The sequence below is a fragment of the Aurantiacibacter marinus genome, from assembly GCF_001021555.1.
Lineage (GTDB): Bacteria > Pseudomonadota > Alphaproteobacteria > Sphingomonadales > Sphingomonadaceae > Alteraurantiacibacter > Alteraurantiacibacter marinus.
On record NZ_LDCP01000004.1, the window covers coordinates 55,717 to 76,920 of the forward strand.

General features: G+C 59.3%; 22 protein-coding genes. 15 read left to right on the forward strand and 7 right to left on the reverse strand.

Annotated features, from left to right (window positions below):
• Positions 1-3: 3 nt before the first annotated feature.
• Complete coding sequence (locus AB731_RS12375; protein ID WP_231638942.1) at positions 4-819, reverse strand: cobalamin B12-binding domain-containing protein; 816 nt, start codon at positions 817-819, stop codon at positions 4-6.
• A 362-nt stretch (positions 820-1,181) separates the two neighbouring features.
• Between AB731_RS12375 and bchF the strand changes: the two genes are divergently transcribed.
• From bchF to hemA, 14 genes are read left to right on the forward strand one after another with little or no spacing between them, the layout of a single operon-like run.
• Positions 1,182-1,688 carry a 2-vinyl bacteriochlorophyllide hydratase gene (bchF, locus tag AB731_RS12380; RefSeq protein ID WP_047094350.1) on the forward strand — a complete coding sequence of 169 codons (507 nt, stop codon included), beginning with the start codon at positions 1,182-1,184 and terminating at the stop codon, positions 1,686-1,688.
• Positions 1,685-2,980 carry a ferredoxin:protochlorophyllide reductase (ATP-dependent) subunit N gene (locus AB731_RS12385; RefSeq protein ID WP_047094351.1) on the forward strand — a complete coding sequence of 432 codons (1,296 nt, stop codon included), beginning with the start codon at positions 1,685-1,687 and terminating at the stop codon, positions 2,978-2,980. Before bchF ends, AB731_RS12385 begins: the two co-directional genes overlap by 4 nt.
• 4 nt (positions 2,981-2,984) lie before the next feature.
• A complete protein-coding gene (bchB, locus tag AB731_RS12390) occupies positions 2,985-4,520 on the forward strand; it encodes a ferredoxin:protochlorophyllide reductase (ATP-dependent) subunit B (protein WP_047094352.1) in 1,536 nt (511 codons plus the stop codon).
• On the forward strand, positions 4,492-8,097 hold the full coding sequence (locus AB731_RS12395) for a magnesium chelatase subunit H (protein ID WP_064971836.1): 3,606 nt from the start codon (positions 4,492-4,494) through the stop codon (positions 8,095-8,097). The genes bchB and AB731_RS12395 overlap by 29 nt, the downstream gene beginning before the upstream one ends.
• 9 nt (positions 8,098-8,106) lie before the next feature.
• Complete coding sequence (bchL, locus tag AB731_RS12400; RefSeq protein ID WP_047094354.1) at positions 8,107-9,006, forward strand: ferredoxin:protochlorophyllide reductase (ATP-dependent) iron-sulfur ATP-binding protein; 900 nt, start codon at positions 8,107-8,109, stop codon at positions 9,004-9,006.
• Positions 9,006-9,737, forward strand: a complete 732-nt coding sequence (gene bchM / locus AB731_RS12405; protein WP_047094355.1) for a magnesium protoporphyrin IX methyltransferase — start codon at positions 9,006-9,008, stop codon at positions 9,735-9,737. Before bchL ends, bchM begins: the two co-directional genes overlap by 1 nt.
• On the forward strand, positions 9,737-11,164 hold the full coding sequence (locus tag AB731_RS12410; RefSeq protein WP_047094356.1) for a BCD family MFS transporter: 1,428 nt from the start codon (positions 9,737-9,739) through the stop codon (positions 11,162-11,164). The genes bchM and AB731_RS12410 overlap by 1 nt, the downstream gene beginning before the upstream one ends.
• 21 nt (positions 11,165-11,185) lie before the next feature.
• The gene (puhA, locus tag AB731_RS12415) at positions 11,186-11,938 is read left to right on the forward strand and encodes a photosynthetic reaction center subunit H (protein ID WP_047094357.1); all 753 of its coding nucleotides are present in this window, start codon (positions 11,186-11,188) and stop codon (positions 11,936-11,938) included.
• Positions 11,935-12,564, forward strand: a complete 630-nt coding sequence (puhB, locus tag AB731_RS12420; protein WP_047094358.1) for a photosynthetic complex putative assembly protein PuhB — start codon at positions 11,935-11,937, stop codon at positions 12,562-12,564. Before puhA ends, puhB begins: the two co-directional genes overlap by 4 nt.
• Positions 12,561-13,046, forward strand: a complete 486-nt coding sequence (gene puhC, locus AB731_RS12425) for a photosynthetic complex assembly protein PuhC (protein WP_047094359.1) — start codon at positions 12,561-12,563, stop codon at positions 13,044-13,046. Before puhB ends, puhC begins: the two co-directional genes overlap by 4 nt.
• Entirely contained in the window at positions 13,043-13,330 is a 288-nt protein-coding gene (locus tag AB731_RS12430; RefSeq protein ID WP_047094360.1) for a hypothetical protein, read from the forward strand. Before puhC ends, AB731_RS12430 begins: the two co-directional genes overlap by 4 nt.
• Positions 13,327-14,388: a magnesium-protoporphyrin IX monomethyl ester (oxidative) cyclase gene (gene acsF / locus AB731_RS12435; protein ID WP_047094361.1), complete on the forward strand. Its 1,062-nt coding sequence runs from the start codon at positions 13,327-13,329 to the stop codon at positions 14,386-14,388. Before AB731_RS12430 ends, acsF begins: the two co-directional genes overlap by 4 nt.
• A complete protein-coding gene (gene puhE / locus AB731_RS12440) occupies positions 14,382-15,194 on the forward strand; it encodes a putative photosynthetic complex assembly protein PuhE (RefSeq protein ID WP_047094362.1) in 813 nt (270 codons plus the stop codon). Before acsF ends, puhE begins: the two co-directional genes overlap by 7 nt.
• Positions 15,195-15,196: 2 nt before the next feature.
• A complete protein-coding gene (gene hemA, locus AB731_RS12445) occupies positions 15,197-16,417 on the forward strand; it encodes a 5-aminolevulinate synthase (RefSeq protein ID WP_047094363.1) in 1,221 nt (406 codons plus the stop codon).
• An 80-nt stretch (positions 16,418-16,497) separates the two neighbouring features.
• On the opposite strand, the gene AB731_RS12450 is transcribed toward hemA, so the two are convergent.
• From AB731_RS12450 to AB731_RS12460, 3 genes are all read right to left on the reverse strand, one after another.
• Positions 16,498-17,010, reverse strand: a complete 513-nt coding sequence (locus AB731_RS12450; RefSeq protein WP_047094364.1) for a c-type cytochrome — start codon at positions 17,008-17,010, stop codon at positions 16,498-16,500.
• 233 nt (positions 17,011-17,243) lie between these two features.
• Positions 17,244-18,002: an enoyl-CoA hydratase/isomerase family protein gene (locus tag AB731_RS12455; protein WP_047094365.1), complete on the reverse strand. Its 759-nt coding sequence runs from the start codon at positions 18,000-18,002 to the stop codon at positions 17,244-17,246.
• A gap of 119 nt (positions 18,003-18,121) precedes the next feature.
• Positions 18,122-18,358 (reverse strand): DUF6356 family protein, encoded by a 237-nt coding sequence (locus AB731_RS12460; protein ID WP_047094366.1) that lies wholly within the window; start codon positions 18,356-18,358, stop codon positions 18,122-18,124.
• 104 nt (positions 18,359-18,462) lie between these two features.
• On the opposite strand from AB731_RS12460, the gene AB731_RS12465 reads away from it, so the two are divergent.
• Complete coding sequence (locus AB731_RS12465) at positions 18,463-18,939, forward strand: Lrp/AsnC family transcriptional regulator (RefSeq protein ID WP_047094367.1); 477 nt, start codon at positions 18,463-18,465, stop codon at positions 18,937-18,939.
• 45 nt (positions 18,940-18,984) lie between these two features.
• Here AB731_RS12465 and AB731_RS12470 read toward each other — a convergent pair whose 3' ends face one another.
• The 3 genes from AB731_RS12470 to AB731_RS12480 are packed head-to-tail and all read right to left on the reverse strand — an operon-like array spanning position 18,985 to position 21,136.
• On the reverse strand, positions 18,985-20,055 hold the full coding sequence (locus AB731_RS12470; protein ID WP_047094368.1) for a YeiH family protein: 1,071 nt from the start codon (positions 20,053-20,055) through the stop codon (positions 18,985-18,987).
• A complete protein-coding gene (locus AB731_RS12475) occupies positions 20,052-20,477 on the reverse strand; it encodes a cytidine deaminase (RefSeq protein WP_047094369.1) in 426 nt (141 codons plus the stop codon). The genes AB731_RS12470 and AB731_RS12475 overlap by 4 nt, the downstream gene beginning before the upstream one ends.
• The gene (locus tag AB731_RS12480; protein ID WP_047094370.1) at positions 20,474-21,136 is read right to left on the reverse strand and encodes a queuosine precursor transporter; all 663 of its coding nucleotides are present in this window, start codon (positions 21,134-21,136) and stop codon (positions 20,474-20,476) included. Before AB731_RS12480 ends, AB731_RS12475 begins: the two co-directional genes overlap by 4 nt.
• Positions 21,137-21,204: the final 68 nt, after the last annotated feature.

Sequence of the window (21,204 nt, forward strand, 5' to 3'; positions counted from 1 at the left end):
AGATTAGGCTTCGAAGCAGTCGAGCCGCTTGGCCACCGGGACAATCCCGTCGGCCAGGATCAGGGCTGAATTGGCATCTTCTGCCGTGCCGTCCGCTCCTGCCAGATCGGCGAGCTGCGGATTGGCATTCACTGCGCGGCCCCCCATAATGATTTTGACGGACCGACACCTTGAAACGCTTCGTATGGCTGTCACCAAACTTGCGAGTTCGCCGCTAGAGCAGTCATTGCTGACGGTCAATCCCACCAGTTCGAACTCCCGTTCAGAAACGATTTTCAACATTTCGGATCGTTGCGGTTCTATAAGCGCTTCACTGTCCCAGCCTGCTCGGGCGAACACTTCCTCGACCATCAGTGTGCCGAAACAGTGCTGCTCCCCGGGCAAGGGCGAGAACAAGGCGCTGCGTGCCGGACCGTGGCCGCTGTGAAGTACAGGAGACCGCAGCGCGACTTCACGCATCACTTCCTGAAGGCGCCAGAGCCCCATCGTTACATCAACAAAATCGCACCGATCTTCTTCCCAATACTCGCCCAATTTACGCGCTGCAGGGGCTAGCAATTCGATAAAGACTGCCTCTGCTGTAACGCCGCGATCCAGAAAGCATTCGATCTGCGTCATCAATTCCTCAGCCTCGAGGCCAAGTGCGAGGGGTGCAAAGGCATCGGTTTCGAAGCTTTGCACAATGTGCGGGGATTCGTTCGCGTCTTCAGCGTTGGTATCATTGGCAGCGCCAGCAATGCGTGCATTGGCAAGGGCAACAAGCAGGCGAGGAAGTATCTCATGCTCAACCAGCTCATCCACCTTGTCTTCTGTGACCATTTCAGGGCCTGAACCATTCATCGCGGATTTGGCACAAGCTTGGCCCGACTGCCCGAAGCCGTTGTGTGTACCAGCGTTTCTCGTGACATTCTGGCCCGGCTTCCTGCCAGTACCCAATACCGAAGCCATGTCAGACTCTCCCGTCTGTGAGCGGCGCAGATCGCGCGGCGCCCCGTCAAGAAACCTTACAGTCTGATTCGACAAGGCGACTGGACGCTAGGCTGAATGGTGCTGACTTGCAAACACAAACTGTCAACTCGAATTGTCGTCCAGTTTGGTTGACACTTTGCCAGATATGGGAGTAGGCTCCAATTATGAACTGGCGAAAAATATCGCCGCATAGCGGAGGGGACAGCACTGAAATGCAGAGCGCCGTACATGGCCGTGAACTGCCCCGGAAAAGCCGGGCTCTTTACACGCCGGAAGAGCGCTGCCGGCGCGATGCGTCCCGCTGGACCATCGTTCAAGGTGTGCTCGCACCGCTGCAATTCGTAGTCTTCCTGACCAGCCTCATATTGGTGTTGCGATACCTTGCAAATGGCGAAGGTGCCTTCGCCGCAGATGCCTCCATCGTTCTGAAAACAATCGTTCTTTATACCATCATGATCACAGGCTCGATCTGGGAGAAAGTGGTCTTCGACAAGTGGCTTTTTGCTCCCGCGTTCTTCTGGGAAGACGTGTTTTCAATGCTCGTCCTGGCGCTGCACACAGCCTATCTTGTGATGCTGTTTGGCGGCATCGGATCGGCTGAGGAGCGCATGCTTGTCGCGCTTGCAGCCTACGCTGCCTACGTCATCAATGCGGGTCAGTTCCTGTTGAAACTGCGCGCCGCGCGACTCGAATCAAATTCGCGTGCGGTGACGGCATGAGCATCACCCAGACACTCCCCGCCAACGGTTCGGACTGCGCGCCGGTGCTGAACAAAGGCGTGCTACGGGAACGTGGCCAGCGCGAGGTATTCTGCGGACTTACCGGCATCGTCTGGCTGCACCGCAAGATGCAGGATGCCTTTTTCCTCGTCGTGGGCTCGCGCACCTGTGCACATTTGCTGCAATCCGCAGCCGGGGTGATGATTTTCGCAGAGCCACGCTTTGCCACAGCTATCATCGAGGAACGCGATCTTGCCGGCATGGCCGACTGCCATGACGAACTCGACAGGATCGTGGACAAGCTGCTCACCCGCCGTCCCGAAATCAAAACGCTGTTTCTGGTGGGATCATGCCCTTCCGAAGTCATCAAGATGGACCTTGCGAAGGCCGCACAGCGCCTTGGGACCGAATATGCGGGGCAGACGCGCATCCTCAATTATTCCGGAAGCGGGATTGAAACGACTTTCACCGAAGGCGAAGATGCATGTCTCGCCACTCTGGTGCCGGAAATGCCGGTTGCGAGGCCTGATGCCGCGCAAGAGCTCCTGATTGTCGGCGCATTGCCGGATATCGTAGAAGACCAGTTCCTGCGTCTGTTTGCCGAACTCGGCATCGAGCCAGTGCACTGTCTGCCAGCGCGCCGGGCTTGCGACCTCCCCTCGGTCGGCCCGAATACGCGCTACCTTCTCGCGCAGCCCTTCCTTACGGAAACGGCTCTGGCGCTGGAGGATCGCGGTGCGCAGCGGCTCGATGCCCTTTTCCCTTTCGGCGCAGAGGGCACAACCGCATGGCTCCGCGCTGCTGCCGATGCTTTCGGCGTGGACGAAATGCATTTCAACCGCGTGGTCGCGCCGGGCCGCGAACGCGCCAAGCGTGCGATCGCCCACAGCCGCGAACGGCTTGAAGGCAAGCGCATTACTTTCCTGCCGGATTCCCAGCTGGAAGTGCCACTTGCCCGCTTCCTTGCCACCGAGGCAGGTATGATCCCTGTGGAAGTCGGCACGCCGTACCTCCACCGCCAGCACACCGCACGCGAGCTGGAACTGCTGCCCGAAAGTACCCGCATTTCCGAAGGCCAGGATGTCGACAAGCAGCTGGACCGGGTGCGCGAAGACAAGCCCGACCTTACCGTTTGCGGTCTTGGCCTTGCCAATCCGCTGGAGTCCGAAGGCTTCACCACCAAATGGGCAATAGAGCTCGTTTTCTCCCCTATTCACGGCTTTGAGCAGGCAGGCGATCTGGCTGAACTCTTTGCCCGTCCGCTCCGGCGGCGTGACGTGTTGAGGGTCTAGGGCGATGCAGCTTTCCGTCTGGACTTATGAAGGCCCGCCCCATGTCGGCGCAATGCGTGTCGCAACCGCGATGGAAGGTATGCATTATGTGCTGCACGCGCCGCAAGGCGATACATACGCGGATCTGCTGTTCACGATGATCGAGCGGCGCGGCAAGCGTCCTCCTGTCACATACACAACCTTCCAGGCCCGCGATCTGGGCAAGGATACAGCCCAGCTGTTTCAGGACGCTGCGCGCGACGCCTTGGAGCGGTTCAAACCGCAGGCGATGATGGTCGGCGCAAGTTGCACCGCAGAACTTATCCAGGACGATCCGGCCGGCCTTGCCGAAGCAATGCGCCTGCCCTGCCCTGTCATCCCGCTGGAGCTGCCAAGCTATCAGCGCAAGGAAAACTGGGGCGCTGCGGAAAGCTTCTACCAGATCGTTCGCAAGCTGGCCGATACTGCCATCACGCCGCGCGGTGAAAAGCGCGCACTGGTCAATATCCTCGGCCCTGCTGCACTCGGCTTCCGTCACCGCGACGATGTGATCGAAGTGCGCAAGATCCTCGATACGCTCGGCATCGAAGTCAACATGGTCGCCCCGCTCGGCGCATCGCCAGCAGATATCGCCCGTATCGGCGCGGCTGATTTCAACATCGTGCTGTATCCGGAAATCGGCGACGAAGCTGCGCGCTGGCTGGAAAAGACATTCCACCAGCCTGCCATTCGCACAGTGCCGATCGGTGTCGGCGCAACGCGCGAATTCATCACCGGTGTAGCCGCTCTCGCAGGCGTTGATCCAGAACCTGCTTTGGGTGACAGTAGTTCACGGATGCCCTGGTGGAGCCGTTCGGTCGACTCGACTTACCTCACGGGCAAGCGTGTGTTTATCTTTGGCGATGCGACCCATGCCGTCGCCGCCGCCCGGATCGCGCAGGAAGAACTGGGCTTCGTGGTCTGCGGCCTTGGTTGCTACAACCGCGAATTTGCCCGCGATGTGCGCGCTGCTGCCAAGAAGTACGGCGTCGAACCGCTGATCACCGACGATCACATGGAAGTCGAAGACGCGATTGCCGCAGCTTCGCCAGAACTGGTTCTGGGCACGCAGATGGAACGGCACATTGCCAAGCGTTTCGGCATGCCCTGCGCCGTGATCTCCTCGCCGGTCCATGTGCAGGATTTCCCTGCACGCCATTCCCCACAAATGGGTTTCGAAGGCGCGAATGTGATCTTCGACAGCTGGGTGCACCCGCTGGTGATGGGCCTTGAAGAGCATCTTCTGGTCATGTTCCGCGATGATTTCGAATTTTCGGACGAAGCTGGCCCCTCCCATCATGCAGCGCATTCACCCAAGACTGCAGCGCCAAAAGTCGAGATTGAAGAACCGGCGAGCGAAGGCGAATTGTGGACTGAAGAGGCATCGCGCGAACTGAAGAAGATTCCATTCTTCGTTCGCGGCAAGGCACGCCGCAATACAGAGGCCTTCGCCGCTGAACAGGGCCGCGCCGAGATCGACATTGCCACACTATATGACGCGAAAGCGCATTATGCACGGTAACCGCAAGCCTCCCGTGCGCGTCGTTTTCGTGACGCTGGACAATCACCTGAAAGGTGCAGTCGAGCGTGCGGACCGTGCGCTTTGCGGTGAGAATATCGATGTGACGCTGTACGCTGCCGCCGACTGGGACCGCGACAGCAGCGCGCTGGACCAGACCAAGGCTGCGATCGAGAAGGCCGACCTGGTCATCGTATCAATGTTGTTCCTGGACGATCATGTTCGCGCGATCCTGCCCACGCTGGAGGCGCGGCAGGAAAATTGCGACGCGATGGTTTGCATGATGTCTGCCGGGGAAGTCGTGAAGTTGACCCGCATGGGCGCTTACCGGATGGATGCCCCTGCAAAGGGGCCGCTGGCGCTGCTGAAGAAATTGCGCGGATCGAAGAAGCCCGGCGCAAGCTCGGGCGCCAAGCAGATGCGCATGTTGCGCCGCCTGCCCAAAATCCTGAAGTTCATTCCTGGCACTGCGCAGGATGTGCGCGCCTATTTCCTCACCCTGCAATATTGGCTGTCAGGTTCTGAAGAGAACGTGGTGGCCATGGTCCGCTCGCTCATTGATCGTTACGCCGCTGGCGAGCGCGAAGAGCGGCGCGGGGCAACGCACGCGGATGCGCCGCACGAATATCCTGAAGTCGGCGTCTATCACCCGCGCACCGATCAACGGATCAGCGAAAGCGAGCGCCTTCTGCCGCGCAAGAAGGGAGCTAACGGCACTGTTGGGCTGCTGATGCTGCGCTCTTATCTGCTGGGCAATGATAGCGGCCATTATGACGGCGTGATTGCTGCGATGGAAGCAGCCGGCCTGCGCGTGATCCCCGCTTTTGCCAGCGGCCTTGACGCACGGCCCGCGATTGACAAATTCTTCGTCCGGAACGGCAAGCCGCAAGTTGATGCGGTGATAAACCTCACCGGCTTTTCGCTGGTTGGTGGCCCTGCGTATAATGACGCCGGTGCTGCGGCGGAATGCCTTACCAAGCTCGATGTGCCATTCATCGCGGCGCATCCCATTGAATTCCAGTCGCTTGAAGAATGGGGCGCGCGCCATCAGGGCCTGCTGCCGCTCGAAACGACGATCATGGTCGCCATTCCGGAACTGGACGGTTCGATTGTCCCGATGGTGTTTGGCGGCCGTTCGAATGGTTCGGGTGAAGCGTGCCAGGGCTGCAGCCGCGCTTGCGTGTTTGAACCTACCGGCTCGGTCCGGGCGATGCGCAGTTGCCCCGAACGCGCCGAAATGCTGGCTGCAAAAACGGTCAGGCTGATCGCCAATCGCAATGCAGAACGCGCCGAGCGCAAGCTGGCGGTTGTCCTGTTCAACTTCCCACCGAACGCAGGAGCGACCGGAACCGCTGCTTTCCTTGCCGTATACGAGTCTCTGCATGCAACGCTGCTGCGCCTGGCCGATGAAGGCTATAGCGTGGATGTGCCGGAAAGCGTCGATGCGCTGCGCGATGCCATCCTTCACGGCAATGCCGCGCGCTACGGTTCCGAAGCCAATGTTGCTGCCCGCGTCGATGCTGACACCCACGTCCGCCGCGAACCGCATCTGGCCGAAATCGAAGCGCAATGGGGCCCTGCACCTGGCAAAATCCAGAGCGATGGCTCGCATATCCAGATATTCGGCGCGCACTTCGGCAATGTCTTTGTAGGGGTGCAGCCGGCCTTCGGGTATGAAGGCGATCCGATGCGCCTGATGTTCGACGGCGATTTCGCACCGACACACGCCTTTGCCGCCTTTTACCGCTGGATCCGCGAAGACTTTGGCGCACATTCGGTGCTGCATTTCGGCACGCATGGCGCGCTGGAATTCATGCCCGGCAAGCAGACTGGCCTGTCTGCCGATTGCTGGCCGGAACGCCTGCTGGGCGATCTGCCGAATTTCTATCTCTATGCGTCGAACAATCCGTCCGAAGGCATTCTGGCCAAGCGCCGCTCTGGCGCGACGCTGATCAGCTATCTCACGCCTTCACTGGCACAGGCTGGCCTTTACAAAGGCTTTGCCGATCTCAAGACCAGCGTTGAACGGCTGCGCAATACCAATGATGCAGAAGAGCGCGCCGCGCTGGAGGCAATGATTGCCGACCAGTGCGACGCGCTGGATATCGAAGGCGGCGATGCCAGCGATTTGGCCGCGCGCCTGTATGAACTCGAACGCACCTTGATCCCTCACGGCCTGCATGTGCTGGGCAAGGCACCTGTGGGCGAAGAGCGCGTCGATATGCTCGACGCAATGATGGGCGCAGATCCGGACGCAGACCGCGACGAATTGAACGCCCTGCTCGACAGCTGCAATGAACTCGGCTCGCTCGTCCATGCGCTGGATGGCGGCTACGTTCGCCCTGCACCCGGGGGCGATATTCTTGCCAATCCGGCTGTGCTGCCGACGGGCCGCAACATCCATGGGTTCGACCCGTTCCGCATCCCCACGCGCTTCGCCTGCGAAGAAGGCCGCAAGCAGGCAGAGGGGCTGATCGCCCGCCACGTGGAAAGCGGAGAGCCTTATCCCGAAAGCCTCGCCATGGTGCTGTGGGGCACGGACAATATGAAGAGCGAGGGCGTGCAGATCGCCCAGGTTCTCACCTTGATCGGCGCGCGCCCACGGATGGACAATTATGGCCGCCTTGCTGGTGCCGAACTGATCCCTCTGGAAGAACTGGGCCGCCCGCGCATTGACGTGGTCGCCACCCTGTCCGGCATTTTCCGCGACCTGCTGCCACTTCAAACGCGCATGCTGGCCGAAGCTGCCCTACTGGCCTCACAAGCAGACGAGCCGCTGGAAATGAACTTCGTGCGCAAGCACAGCCTCGCCCATCAGGCGACGCACAATTGCGATCTCGAAACTGCATCGCTGCGGGTCTTCTCCAATGCCGAAGGTGCCTACGGCGCCAATGTGAACCAGTTGATCGACGGCGGCGTGTGGACCGATCAGGATGATCTGGCCAACGCTTTCGAGAACAAGAAAGGCTACGCCTACGGGGTTTCCGGCGCGCCGGTGAAGCACAGCGCATTGCTGCGCAGCGCGCTAGCCGATGTCGAATTTACTTACCAGAACCTTGAAAGTGTCGAGATCGGCATCACTGACATCGATCAGTATGTCGATGGTCTGGGCGGCGTCACACGCTCTGTTGCGCGGGCGCGCGGCAAGAACGCCCCGGTTTATATTCTCGACGCGACGCAAGGCGGCGCTGCGAAAGTGCGTACGCTGTCCGAACAGGTCGCGCTCGAAACCCGCAGCCGCACGCTCAACCCCAAGTGGTACGAAGGGATGCTGAAGCACGGCTATGAAGGCGTGCGTAGCATCGAAAGCCACGTGACCAATACCTTTGGCTGGTCTGCCACTACCGGCCAGGTCGATCCGTGGGTCTACCAGAAAATCAGCGAGACTTTTGTGCTCGACCCCGAAATGCGTGAGCGGCTCTCCGCTCTCAACCCGAAAAGTTCGGCGCGTGTCGCAACGCGCCTGCTCGAAGCCTGCGAACGCAACCTTTGGGAACCGGACGAGGACACGCTGGAGGCACTCCGTGCTGCAAGTGATGATCTGGAAGACCGGCTCGAAGGCGTGATTGCGGCTGAATAGGAGAATATAATGAACCTGCTAGATCCCCGTGCCAAATTCAGTGCTCCCGATGGCGAGGGTTCGGTTCAGGTCGCGCTTGATCCGGAAGATGCGATCAAGGGGGCCAAGGTATTTGCGGTTTATGGCAAGGGCGGGATCGGCAAATCGACCACGTCTTCCAACTTATCGGCTGCCTTTTCCAAATTGGGCCACCGGGTGTTGCAAATCGGCTGCGATCCCAAGCATGATTCCACTTTCACCCTCACCAAAAAGCTTATGCCTACGGTGATCGATGTGCTGGAATCGGTGGAATTCCATGCAGAGGAACTGCGCCCCGAAGATTACATGTTCGAAGGCTACAACGGCGTGATGTGCGTCGAAGCTGGCGGCCCCCCTGCGGGCACAGGCTGCGGCGGTTATGTGGTAGGCCAGACGGTGAAATTGCTCAAGCAGCACCACCTGCTGGAAGACACTGACGTGGTGATCTTCGACGTGCTGGGCGATGTGGTGTGCGGCGGGTTCGCCGCACCGCTGCAACATGCAGAACGCGCCGTGATTGTCGCGGCCAATGACTTCGACAGCATCTTCGCCATGAACCGCATCGTCGCCGCGATCGGTGCGAAGGCCAAGAATTACGAAGTTCGGCTGGCAGGCGTGATCGCCAATCGTTCTGCCGCGACTGACGAGATTGACCGCTTCGCGAATGAAATCGGCATGCAGCGTCTGGCGCATTTCAAGGATCTCGATGCCATCCGTCGGAGCCGCCTGAAAAAATGCACCCTGTTTGAAATGGGAGAGGATGATCCCGAAGTGCTTGCTGCACAGATGGAATACATCCGCCTTGCCCAGCTCCTTTGGGACGGTGTCGAACCACAAGAAGCGCGCCCGATGAAGGACCGCGATATCTTTGATTTCCTGGGGTTCGAATAATGGCCAGTCACGCCCAAACTCACCAGGCCCACACCAATCACGCTCCTACGCAGTATGATACGCAGCGCGAAAAGCTGGCCGAGTATTTCGACCGGACCGCACAGAAAGCATGGATCGACCTGACATCCGACGCCAAGGTCAGCGGCATCCGCGCCACTGTTCGTGCCGGGCGTGACGAGATGCGCGGCACCTTGCTCAGCTGGCTGCCGCAAGATTTGCGCCGCCAACGCATGCTCGATGCAGGCTGCGGCACAGGCGCACTCAGCATGGAAGCTGCCTGCCGGGGAGCGGACATCACCGCGATCGACATTGCTGGCGGCCTGGTGGACATCGCGCGCAAGCGGGCGGACACATTCCACGGCCATGGGCGGATCGACTGGCGCGTGGGCGATATGCTTGACCCGGCACTGGGTGAATTTGACCATGTGGTCGCGATGGATTCGCTGATCCACTATTCGCTGGATGACATGGTCGACACGATCACATGGCTTACGCAGCGCACCAACCGCTCAATCCTCTTCACTTTCGCGCCCTACACTCCCGTGCTCGGCGCGATGCATACGGTGGGCAAGCTGTTCCCGCGTTCTGACCGGTCCCCCGCAATTGTGGTCGTTTCCGAAGAGCGCCTGCGCGAAAAGCTGGCCGGTATCGGTGAATGGCGCGTGGCCCGCAGCCACCGCGTCTCCAGCGGCTTTTACAAATCCCATGCAATGGAACTGGTGCGCCGCTAATGGAACAAGGCCCTCCCCAATCTGCGAACTGGCGCGCGGTAGCAACCGCGTGGCTGCCGTTTGCGGATGCGGCGAGTGCCGACCTGCCATTGAAGCAATTGCTGCGCCTTTCACTTTTCCAGTTCAGCGTCGGCATGGCGTTGGTACTGCTCAACGGCACGCTCAACCGGGTCATGATTGTGGAACTTGGCATTCCCGCCTGGCTGGTCGCGCTGATGATCGCCGTTCCGCTGATGATTGCGCCATTTCGTGCCGCATTGGGCCACCGCTCCGACACGCACCGTTCAGTGCTCGGCTGGCGGCGCGTGCCCTACATCTGGTTCGGATCGCTGATGCAGTTCGGCGGGCTGGCCATCATGCCATTTGCGTTGTTGCTGATGAGCCGCCCGGATGCCTTTATCCTTGGGGTGGCCGCCAGCGCGCTGGCGTTCCTGCTGGCGGGTGCTGGCATGCACACGGTCCAGACAGCGGGCCTTGCGCTTGCGACAGACCTCGCCCCTGAGGAAAAGCGCCCGCGCGCCGTGGCCCTGCTCTATGTCATGCTGCTTGTCGGCATGATGTTTGCAGCGCTGGTCATTGGCGGTCTGCTGCGTGATTTCACGCCGACACGGCTTGTTCAGGTCATCCAAGGTGCAGCGGTCCTCACCATCATTCTTAACATGATCGCCCTGTGGAAGCAGGAGCCGCGCAACCGCGCCCTGACCGACACCAGCGAACCGCGCATTCCTTTTGCGCATGTCTGGAAGGGCTTTACCGCGCAGCCAAACACCGTGCGCCTGCTGGTCGCCATTGGCCTGGGCACAATGGGCTTTGCCATGCAGGATGCGCTGCTTGAACCATTTGGCGGCGAAATTCTGCACCTTTCCGTAGGCGCAACTACCGGCTTGACCGGTGCATGGGCCTTTGGCGCGCTGCTGGGCTTCGCATTTTCTGCCAGCCACCTGACGCGCGGCACCGATCCTCTACGGCTTTCCGGGACAGGCGTGGTCATCGGCATTTCCGCCTTTATGATGGTTTTGTTCGCTGATCCGCTTGGCGCGCCCGCCTTGCTGGGTCTTGGCGCTGTTGCCATCGGTCTTGGCGTCGGCCTGTTTTCAGTCGGCACGCTGGTTGCCGCCATGGCGCTGGCGCCGAAGGAAAGTGCTGGCCTGGCTCTGGGCGCATGGGGCGCTGTGCAGGCAACGGCCATGGGCTTTGCCATCGCATTGGGCGGCATCATCCGCGACGTGGTTGGCAGCTTTGCTGCTGCCGAGGGTCTCGGCACAGCACTGGCGGACCGCGCAACCGGCTATACTGCGGTCTACACACTCGAAATCATTCTCTTGCTTGGCACATTGATCGTGCTTGGCCCCCTCGTTGGACGCACTCGCTCCGGCGGATCTGACAATGCAGCCACACCCTTCGGCTTGCAGGAATTCCCGACATGATACCCGCGAAAGGAAACACCCATGGCTAATGGCAATATCGACGTTGCGGAGCTGGCGCTCCTTTTATTCGTCCTGTTTTTCGTAACGCTGCTTTTCTACCTGCGGCGCGAAGACCGGCGGGAAGGTTATCCGTTGGAAGACGCCATGACGGGCCATATCAATCCACCGGGCGGCCCGCTCAATACCGCTGAGCCCAAGACGTTCAAACTGCCATTCGGCAAGGGCACAGCGACTGCACCGCATAACAATCGCGACGCGTTTGAACTTGCCGGCGAGCGCCGCGAGCCCTTTGACGGCGCACCCTATTTCCCCACCGGCAATCCGCTGGTCGATGGCATGGGCCCGGCAGGTTACGCAGACCGCGCGAAATATCCTGATATGACCGCGCACGGCACGGCGCGCATCGTGCCAATTTCGCAGGACGATGATATCACCGTCGCACCGCTCAGCACCGATCCACGCGGGCTGAAGCTGGTCGCGGCAGATGGCAAGGTGGCTGGCACTATCACCGACCTGTGGGTCGACCGGGCCGAGCACATGATCCGCTATCTGGAAGTCGACATCGGCGAGAAAAAAGTGCTCGCACCAATGGCGATGGCCGTTGTTCGCAAAGACCGGGTGATGATCGATGCGATCAACGCTGCTGACTATGCTGGCGTGCCTGCGCTGGCATCGGGTGAAGAGATCACCCGTTACGAAGAGGAGCGCGTCGTCGCCTACTTCGGCGGCGGATATCTCTACGCCAAGGAATGCCGTCAGGAGCCATTCGTATGATCGAATATGATCATGAGCCTGTTCGCGGCCTGCCGGGTGACTTGCCTGCAGGAGAGGAAATCCTCTGGCAGGGAGCACCTGACTGGCGGGTCTTCCTGCGATCTGCACTGAAATCGCGGTGGATCATCGGCTATTTCGTCGCCATCGCGCTTGTCGCATTGGCAAGCGGATCGTTCGGTGGTGCACTTGCCAGCGCGATCAGCGGTGTGCTCGCCGTGGGCCTGCTCGCGGTCTATGCCGTTCTGGTGGCCCGAACCACGGTCTACACGATCACCAATCGCCGGGTTGTGCTGCGTATTGGCGTGGCGCTGAACAAGTGCATCAACCTGCCGCTCAAGCTGATCGGCGCTGCCCATCTTCGCCCACAAGGCGGTGAGTTCGGCGATATAGCGCTGGAGCTGCTGGGCCGCCACGGCCTTGGCTATGCGATGATCTGGCCGCATGCCCGCCCACTCAAGCTGCGCTCTGCCCAGCCGATGATGCGCGGCCTGCCGGATGCACAGAACGTTGCAGGCCTGCTGACCAAGGCTTGTGCAGCTGTGGTTGCCAACGCTCCAGTCAATGACGCTCCGAAGCAGGCAGGCGCAGCTGTACTTCCGGGCCGGTTTGAGGAAGCCATCGCATGAGCCACGCGCATAGCCATGAAAACACCGTCCCGAAGCCTGCCCTTGTCGCAGCCGGGCTGCTGGTTGGTGCCTGCCTGCTGATGACGTCCGCCGTTTCGCTCGGCTTCATGGACAGACAAGCCGTGCCGACCGTAGCGCGCGCAGAAGCCAATGTTGCGCCCGTCACGCAGCGCTCGCTGCAATTCCTCGACCAGGAAGACGGCACTGTATTGATCGCCGATGTCAGCACTGGCGAAACGGTCCAGGTAATCGACATGGAAACGCAAAGCGGCGGCTTTGTGCGCGGCGTATTGCGCGGTCTTGCCCGCGAACGCCGCCTTAACGGGATTGGATCTGAGCCTCCGTTCGACCTCACCCTGTGGGAAGATGGCGGAATTTCGCTGACCGACAGTGCAACGGGCCGGATCATTGAACTCGGTGCGTTCGGACCGGACAACCGCGCCGTTTTTGCCGCGATGCTGTCCGGCGGAAACATCACATGATGCCGCAGACTTTCGACATGCCTTGCCGCATCGCGGTCGAACAAAGCGACGCGCATTTCCACGCGCATGTCGAACTGGCTGACAATATCGCCATCTATCCGGGAGACCGCGTGCGGGTTCACGGCGATCCTATCAGCGTCGATTTTGGCGAGAGTGCCACGTTTGAACGCATGGCCACCGTCACCAGGGCAGGCCCCATGCGGCGCGGCTGGACCAAGATTGCTGCCTATTTCGATTTTGCCGAACTTGTTGAAGTTAGTTTCAATCCAGGGAGGGTGCGATGAACGCCCACACGCCGATCACCAGCGAAGACACCATGGAAATGGCCAAGCACGAAACCGTGCTCAGCCCGCGTTTTTATACCACCGATTTCGATGCGCTCGACGCGATCGACGTGTCGCTGGTGCGCACCGAATGGGACTCGCTGATCGAGGAAATGAAGGGCGATCCGAACAAGCAGCACTTCAAGAAGGACGACAGCTTCAAGGGCGCGATTGACCGGCTGGAGCCGGAGCTGCGCGCGGAGATGATCGACTTCCTGGTCAGCTCCCTGACGGCGGAGTTCTCCGGCTGTGTGCTGTATGCAGAAATCGCCAAGCGGACCAAGAACCCGGATGTGAAGCAGCTGTTCAAACTGCTTGCCCGTGATGAAAGCCGCCATGCCGGCTTTATCAATGAATCGCTGAAAGATGCCGGGATCGGGATTGATCTGGGCTATTTGACGAAGACCAAGAAATACACCTTCTTCAAGCCGAAATTCATCTGGTATGCCGTCTATCTGTCTGAAAAGATCGGCTATGCGCGCTACATTACGATCTACCGCCATCTCGCCGCCAATCCGGACAAGATGATCCACCCGATTTTCAACTGGTTCGAAGAATGGTGCAATGATGAATTCCGCCACGGCGATGCTTTCGCGCTGCTGATGCATGCCGATCCCAAGCTGCTGAAAGGCCATAACAAGCTGTGGATCCGGTTCTTCCTCCTGGCTGTATATGCCACCATGTATGTGCGCGATCACAATCGTCCGGTGTTTCACGCCGCGCTGGGCATCGATCCAACCGAATATGACTACAAGGTCTTCTCGATCTGCAACCAGATCAGCCGCCAGGTCTTCCCGGTAGAACTGGACATTGATGACCCCGCCTTCCGCCGCAAGATGGAGGCACTGCTTCAGGCCAGTCACAAGATCGAAGACGGTAAGGAACGCGGCGGTATCGTTGGCGGCTTGATGCGGCTCAGTGGCATGGCCGGTGCAGGCTGGAACTTTGCGCGCATGTATTTCCACCGCGCCAAGCCGAACACTCTTCCAGAAACCGTCAGGCTCCAGCCCGCATGGTAAGCTGGAGCGGCCATATCCTGCCTGTTCTGGCGACGATTGCGATCTGGTTCATCGCCACGGGGCTCGTCGCATGGATCGATAACCGCGAACGCCGCACTTTTCCGCGCAGTCTTGCGCTGGGCGGTATTGCTGGTCTCGTCGGATTGACCGCGATTTTCCTGACCATGGGTTCAGCCTCGCTCTGGTCTGCCTACATCGCATTTGGCGGCGCAATTCTGGTCTGGGCATGGCACGAAATCGGCTTCCTGACCGGTGCGGTTTCCGGGCCTCGCCGGGAAAGGTGCGATCCTTCAGTCAGCGGCTGGGAAAGATTTCGTCAGGCCAGTGCAACGCTGATCCATCATGAAATTACTCTGGCAGTAACAGCGCTTCTCTTGATCTCGATCACCTGGAACGAAGCCAACCAGATCGCGGCGATGACTTTCACGCTGCTGTACGCAATGCGCCTATCGACCAAGCTCAACATCTTTTACGGCGTGCCCAATTCGGCAACCGACATCCTGCCGCCACACCTGGCCTATATGAAGAGCTACTATGGTCCTGCCCGCCTCGGCTGGCCTTTGCCACTATCAATCGCCGCGGCTGCCGGACTTACAATCTGGCTCGGCAATGTTGCCATGGCATCGCCCGCTGGTAGTGCAGAGGCGGTAGGCGCAAGCCTTTTGTTCGCATTTGCCGCGCTGGGCACAATTGAACACCTTTTTCTCGCCCTGCCGTTTCGCGACGGCGTGCTGTGGGGCTGGGCCTTGCCCAGTGCGCGGCGCAAGAAAATTGGGCGAAATCCGATTACCGAAGGGGATAGCTGACCATGAATTTTGACGGGTTTTTCAAAGCTGAACTGGAAGCTGTCCGCGAAGAAGGGCGTTACCGGGTCTTCACTGAAATCGAGCGGCGACGAGGCGCATTTCCACATGCCACGCGCTACGTTCAGGACGGCACGCAGGAAGTAACCGTCTGGTGTTCCAATGATTACCTGGGGATGGGTCAGCATTCCATTGTTATCGATGCGATGCACAAGGTCCTTGACGAATGCGGAGCAGGTGCTGGCGGAACGCGCAATATCTCCGGTACAAATCATCACCACGTGTTGCTGGAACAGGAATTGGCCGACCTGCACGGTAAGGAAGCTGCCCTACTGTTCACTAGCGGATACGTCTCCAACTGGGCGGGCCTTGGCACTTTAGCGAGCCGTATTCCCGGCTGCGTCGTGTTTTCTGACGCGCTCAACCACGCCTCCATGATCGAAGGCATTCGCCACAGCCGCGCAGAATACAAGATCTGGAAGCACAACGATCCCAAGGATCTCGATCGTCTGTTGTCGGCCTACGGTTCTGATGTGCCCAAGCTGGTCGCTTTCGAAAGCGTATATTCGATGGACGGCGATATCGCCCCCATCGCCGAGATCCTCGACGTGTGCGAGAAGCATGGCGCGATGACTTATATCGACGAAGTGCATGCCGTTGGCCTGTACGGCCCGCGCGGCGGCGGCATCGCCGAACGCGAAGGCCTGATGGACCGCATCACCGTGATCGAAGGAACGCTGGGCAAGGCATTCGGCGTGATGGGGGGCTACATTGCAGCCTCCGCCGACCTGGTGGATTTCGTGCGGACTTTCTCAAGCGGCTTCATCTTCAGCACGGCGCTTCCACCTGCAGTGGCTGCTGGCGCATGCGCCAGCATCAAACACCTTAAAGCCAGCAGTCATGAACGCGAAATGCAGCAGGACCGCGTGGCGACGGTGCGGCGCAAGCTCGACATGCTCGGCATCCCGCATCTGCCGAATCCCAGCCACATTATTCCAGTGATGGTAGGCGATGCGCACAAGTGTAAGATGATCAGCGACTGGCTGATGGACAATCACGGTATCTATGTTCAGCCGATCAATTATCCGACTGTGCCGGTCGGGAGTGAACGACTGCGGATCACGCCCTCTCCTGTGCATGGCGATGGTGATATTGACCGGTTGATCAACGCGCTGAGCGATATCTGGTCTCAATGCGAATTGGCCCGCGGGTCTGTCGCCGCCTGACATCTAAACCTTCGCCGGACACAAAAAGGGGCGCGGACCATACGGTACGCGCCCCCTTTTGTTGGTCGTTAAAAAACCGCTTATTGAGCGCCAGCGCCCTGAAGATAGGCGATCACATCAGCGCGGTCCTGTCCTTCGGGAAGCCCAGCGAATGCCATCTTGGTGCCCGGCACGACGCGCGCAGGATTTTCAAGATACTGGAACATCTTCTCAGGTGTCCAGGTGATGCCGCTGTTGGCGTTTGCCGGCGTGTAGTTAAAGCCATCTACCGTACCAGCTGCACGGCCAACGATACCAGCAAGCGATGGACCAACGCGGTTCACGCCTTCTTCAAGTACGTGGCATGTCTGGCACTGGGCGAAAACCTGTTCGCCATGCGCCACGTCCGGTGTGAAGGACGCAAGCGTTGTGCCGTCGAGCGTGTCAGTTGAATCGGCCGTGGGGGCAGCCGCTTCTGCAGTATCGCCAGCATCAGCGGTTTCGCTGGTTGTAGCTGGTGTGTCGTCCGCAGGTGGCGGTGCATCAGAGCCGCCACAGGCAGCGAGCAAACTGGCACCAGCGATGGCCGAAAGATACTTCAAACGAGTATTCATCAATTCAAACCCCTCTTCTATTTTTGTCGTATTACTCACGAAAAATATCGCGGATCTGTTTCTCAACGCACAAATGCGAAACACGTGCCCAGGAAAATCTGCTTTTGAATTATAACTCACCCGTTTGCAAAGCAAAAGCTTGGTCTTTGGGCGGTGTTGGGGAGACCTGCGCGCCGTTATCCAGGATCAGACATCAATACAAAATAACAAGCAGACCCGCTGCCTTGCGATGTTCACCCATTGAAATCCGGTTTGCGTTTGCCAGCGAAGGCCGCGGCACCTTCTGCAAAGTCGCCGCGCATGAAGGCATCGGTAAAGATCGCCAGCGTCTGGTCGTCATCGCCGGTCTGACCATCGAGAACGCGGCGCACGAACATCTTGATTTCACGGATTGAATGCGGACTGGCAGAAAGGATGTCATTCAACAAGCCGCGTGGACTGTCGGCGATCATCTCGACAAGTCCGATGCGCTGCGCTTCGGCGGCGTCCAGCAGTCCACCGGTGAATAGCATCCGCTTAGCCTGGCCCGGCCCGACAAGATCAGTCAGCAATTTCACATCATGCAGCGGGTATACAATCCCCAACTTGCCCGGTGTAATTCCAAAACGCGCCTTGTCGGTTGCGACGCGCAGATCGCAGGCAATGGCGATCCCGCAGCCACCGCCCACACAATCCCCTTCGACAAAAGCAACGGTCGGCAGGGTCAGCCGCGCCAGATCATGTTGCACACGGTTGATCGCCGCCTGATTGGCCGCGAGCCACGCGCCATCGTCCTTATGCAGGAGCATTTCCTTAATGTCGGCACCAGCACAAAACACACCGCCTGGCTGCGCGGAGCGAATAACCAAGGTCCGCACGGCAGGATCAGCCCGCGCCTGTTCCAGCAAGCCCGGCATAGCTTCCCACATGGCCATATTGAACGCGTTGCGCTTATCCAGTCGGTCGATAAGCAAATGCGCGACGGGGCCATCGAATTCGAGGCGAAGGTTCATGCTGAATGGCTTTCAGGAAGTGGTCTGCATTGGTCCACATCTTCAAAGCCTGCATGTCAATCCCTGCGAAGACAGCGAGGCCTGGAAAAAAAGCGAGTAAGCTGCTCAGCGAGGCTGTTTCAGATAATGTAGCTCCAGCCGTCGGGCAGCTTCGTCCGGTTGGCGACCATTCGGTCATGCAGATGGGCGATCTGCTTACTGCCCGTTTTTATAAACAGGAATGGGAATACGCCGTGCAGAACGCAGGCCAATCCCGCCCAGATCATGCGGAACCCGAAACCTGATGCGTGAACAAGATGCTCACCATAGGTCTCACCGACGTCGGCGGGGTGCTGTGTGAAGGTCTTCAGGATCATTTTTGCCTATCCATTCTGTTTGCAGGACTTATATGCTACTGTCTGCTGAAATTCTTCCCAAATTTATCGCTTTTTTGCCTCATGTCAGTTAGTGTATCTCATATATGATCGATAAATTGAAACTTGATTCCATAGACTGGGCCATCCTGGGCCAATTGCAGCGCGATGCTTCGCAAACAGTCCAGGCAATCGGCGATCAGGTCGGTCTGTCGTCCAATCCCTGCTGGAGGCGGATCAAGCGGATGGAGGATGCAGGAGTAATCGCCAAACGCGTCGCCCTGCTTGATCCGCACGCGGTGGGGCTGGCCACAACCGTCTTTGTGGCGATCCGTATAAACCGGCACGATTCCGGATGGCTGGAGACTTTCGCCGCAGCCATCAATGCGCTCGACGAAGTGATAGAATGTCATCGGATGGCAGGAGATATCGATTATATGCTGAAACTGAGGGTCCGGGACATTGCCGATTACGACCGCATCTATCAGCGCTTGATCGGGCGTGTTGCGGGCCTTTCGGATGTCACAGCCAGCTTCTCTATGGAGGAGATGAAATTCACTACCGCCTTGCCGCGGCCTGACTAACGCAAACTGGCTCCGGCTATTGTCCGCACGGCAGTACGCAGCTGGCTAGAGCAGCAAGCTGGCTACAGCGAAGGCGATTGCAAAAGAGGCAAGCGTCGCACCGATGACGGGAAGTAGTGTGGACCATCCCGCCTCCAGCAAATCGGACAAGCGAGAGCGCATTGCGGTGGCCGTCACTGCAAGCAATAGCAGAGCCTTGGAAGCATCCAGTGCGCCGCCGCGAACGACCGCCGGCACATCAATCATGCTGTTCGCTATCAGCAAAACCAGAAACCCGATGATGAACCAAGGCAGAAATGCGCGGCCCCTGCTGGCAATTCCCTTTGCGCCCGATCCGCCCAGCCAGACAGCAACCAGCGCCACAATCGGACCAAGCATCGCAACACGCGCCAGTTTCACCACTGTTCCGTCGCGCCCGGCGGCGTCGGAATAGGCGAAGGCACCGCCAATTGCCTGCCCTGCATCATGCACCGATGCGCCGATTAGGAAGCCTGCCTGCCGGTCTGAAAACTCCGCCAGTTGCGCAAGCGCCGGATAGGCGGACATGGCAATCGCGCTGGCAACTGCCACCCCGACCAACGTGACGGAAAAGCGCGCCTGATCCAGCCGGTCCTTGCCAATAACGCCGTACAGCGCGAGTGCGGCGGAGGCACCGCAAATCGCGGTCGCTCCGCCCGCCAGCATACCTGCTTCACGCGATTGCCCACTTAGGCGCGCTGTAATCATGGCTGCACCAAATGCGCCAAGCATCACCAACAGCAGGCCGCCAAAGGCCACCCAGCCCAGCGCCATGACTTGCGCGAAAGTGACTTGCAGCCCAAGCAATACAATACCGAATTGCAAGAACCGTTTCGCCGCAAAATCCAGGCCAGGCGCAGTCACCTCGACTTCCGATACAAAGCTCAAAGCCAGACCGATAAGCAAACCCAGCAGGATAACCGGGAAGCCATATTGGCTCGCTAGCCAGGCCGCCGCCAGTGCTGCGGTCCCGCAGAGTAACAATCCCGGAACATATTCGCTGAAAGCCCGCTGCGCAGCGGGAGCCGCCGTGTCTTCGGCAAGATACAGTTCCCCGAACAGATCGCCAGCGTTGTAGTCGGATGAGCGCCGCGTCATTCGAGGATAAAGGCGTTCGGAAGAAGTGTGCTGATATCTGTGTGCAGGCGGTCTTCACCCGCCGCATCGCAGCAGATAATCCGGGTATTGCTCTTTGCCAATTGCGCGGCCTCCGCAATCGCCTGCCTGCACCCTCCGCATGGCGTGATCGCGCCATTACCGCCTTCGGTATCGCTACGGTGTCCGCCAACGATTGCAATGCGCGCAACATTTTCGAGGCCGAAGGCCTGCTGTGCCGCGGTCAGAGCGGATTGCTCTGCACACACGCCCAGCCGGTAACAGGCGTTTTCCATATTCGCGCCCACGGCAATCCGGCCATCGGTGCTTTCCACCGCACAGCCGACCAGGAAATTCGAATAGGGCGCATGGGCCCGTGCCCTTGCCTCGCGCGCCATGGCGATCAGCGCGTCCTCGTTCTTCATGCTTCACGGTCCAGACGTTTCGCCAGGGCAACCGCGCCAGCAATCAGGAACGGCACCAGCACGAAAGAAAGCACAACCTTGGCGATGGCTTGGCCGACGAGCAAATTGCCAATGGGGAATTCGCCATAGAATGCCAGCGTTATGAAGATCAGCGTATCGACCGCCTGACTGATGGCAGAGGCAATCGCGCCGCGCGCCATGAGCCAGAAGCCGCCCCCATCGCCCTTGCCGCGCAGTTTGTTGAATATCCAGACATTCAGCAGCAGTGATACACCATAGGCGACCGGCCCGGCCGCCATGATCCGCGGCGTCTGCCCATGGACCGTATCAAATGCTGCGAGATTTTCGGCAGGCATTTCTGGCGAAGCCGGCAACGCGAGCACCAGGAAAATGAGGCCGATGGAAAAGGCGAGCGGCAAAAAGCCCCACAGCACCAACCTGTCGGCAACTGGCTTGCCATGCTGCTGCGAAACAACGCTGGAAATCACAACCAGCAACAAGAACGCCAGAATGCCGCTTTCGACCACAATGGGCCCGATCGCGAACTGTTTGAAAGCCAGCACCCCCGCGATCACGGTCATCCCGCCATACAGCAGGGTCATCACGAAGAGCGAGCGGGCAATCGGCACGGTGCCGGCGGGCAATGGTGGGTTGGTCATCCACGATGGCTATGGCCCGAAGGCAGCGATTGGCAAGTCCTCGTGCGGGATAACTCCCAATTTCCGTT